The 1,576-nt window shown below is 73.4% G+C and carries 1 protein-coding gene; it reads right to left on the bottom strand.

Going from position 1 to position 1,576, the window contains the following annotated elements:
• The coding region (locus SGA01_RS40720) for a type I polyketide synthase (protein WP_141303468.1) at positions 1 to 1,576 on the bottom strand (1,576 nt) is incomplete at both ends.

Genomic DNA, 1,576 nt, shown 5'->3' with positions numbered 1-1,576 from the left:
ACCCTGCGAGTGGCCGACGACGGCCTGCGGGGTCACGCCGTGGTGCTGCCACACGCGAGCCAGGGAGACCATGACGGCGAAGGTGACGGGCTGGACCACGTCGACCCGCTCCAGCGTGGGCGCACCGGGCGCCTGCCGGACGACGGCTTCGAGCGACCAGTCGACGTACGGGGAGAGCGCGGCCTCGCACTCGGCCATGGCGGCGGCGAACTCCTTCGACACATCGAGGAGTTCGGCGCCCATGCCGGCCCACTGCGTGCCCTGGCCGGGGAAGACGAACGCCACCCGACCCACGCCGGAGGTCACACCCCGGACCAGGCCCTCGGGTGCGGCCAGTGCGGCCGCCAGGTCGTCCTGTCCGGTGCCGAGCGCGACGGCCCGGTGCTCGAACTGCGCACGACCGCCCGCCAGTACGCGAGCGACCGCGCCCGGATCGGCATCCGTGCGGCCCTGCGAGGCGAACGCGGCGAGGCGCCCGATCTGGGCGTCCAGCGCGGCCGGAGTCTTCGCCGACACCAGCCACGGCACCACACCGCCGACCGACGGCTCGTCCGCCGGGGCGTCCTCGTCGACGGGGGCTTCCTCGAGCACGACGTGCGCGTTCGTGCCGCTGATGCCGAAGGAGGAGACGGCCGCGCGGCGCAGCCCGCCCTCCTGCTTCCTCGGCCAGTCCATGGCCTCGGTGAGCAGCTCGACCGTGCCCGCCGACCAGTCGATCTGGTCCGACGGCTTCTCCACGTGGAGCGTCTTCGGCAGGACGCCGTGGCGCATCGCCTGGACCATCTTGATGATGCCGGAGACACCGGCGGCGGCCTGGGTGTGTCCGATGTTGGACTTCAACGACCCGAGGAGCAGAGGCTGTTCGGTGTCGCGCCCCTGGCCGTAGGTGGCGATCAGGGCCTGTGCCTCGATCGGGTCGCCGAGTCGTGTGCCCGTGCCGTGCGCCTCGACGACGTCCACGTCGGCGGTCGTCAGCCGGGCGTCGGCGAGCGCGCGCCGGATGACGCGCTGCTGGGAGGGCCCGTTCGGGGCGGTGAGGCCGTTGCTCGCGCCGTCCTGGTTGACCGCGCTGCCGCGCACGACCGCCAGCACCCGGTGTCCGTTGCGGCGCGCGTCCGACAGGCGCTCGACGAGGAGCATCCCCACGCCCTCCGCCGGGCCGAAGCCGTCCGCCGACGCGGCGAACGCCTTCGACCGGCCGTCCTCCGCGAGCCCGCGCTGCCGGCTGAACTCCACGAACGTCGTGGGCGTCGACATGACCGTCACACCGCCCGCGAGCGCCAGTCCGCACTCGCCCTTGCGCAGCGCCTGCACGGCCAGGTGCAGGGCGACCAGCGAGGAGGAGCAGGCCGTGTCGACCGTGACGGCCGGGCCTTCCAGGCCGAGGGTGTACGAGACGCGGCCCGACATGATGCTGGCGGCGTTGCCCGTACCGACGTAACCCTCCAGGTCCTCGGCGGTGTTGCGGAGCAGCGGCTCGTAGTGGGGGCCGTTCGTGCCCGCGAACACGCCGACCTGCTGCCCCTGAAGGGAGGTCGGGTCGATCCCGGCGTCCTCGACGGCCTCCCAGGAGGTC

Origin of the sequence: Streptomyces gardneri (assembly GCF_006539185.1) — a bacterium.
GTDB classification, from domain to species: Bacteria; Actinomycetota; Actinomycetes; order Streptomycetales; family Streptomycetaceae; genus Streptomyces; species Streptomyces gardneri.
Note: the sequence above shows the minus strand (reverse complement) of the source record. Positions and strands in the feature narration are given on the sequence as shown.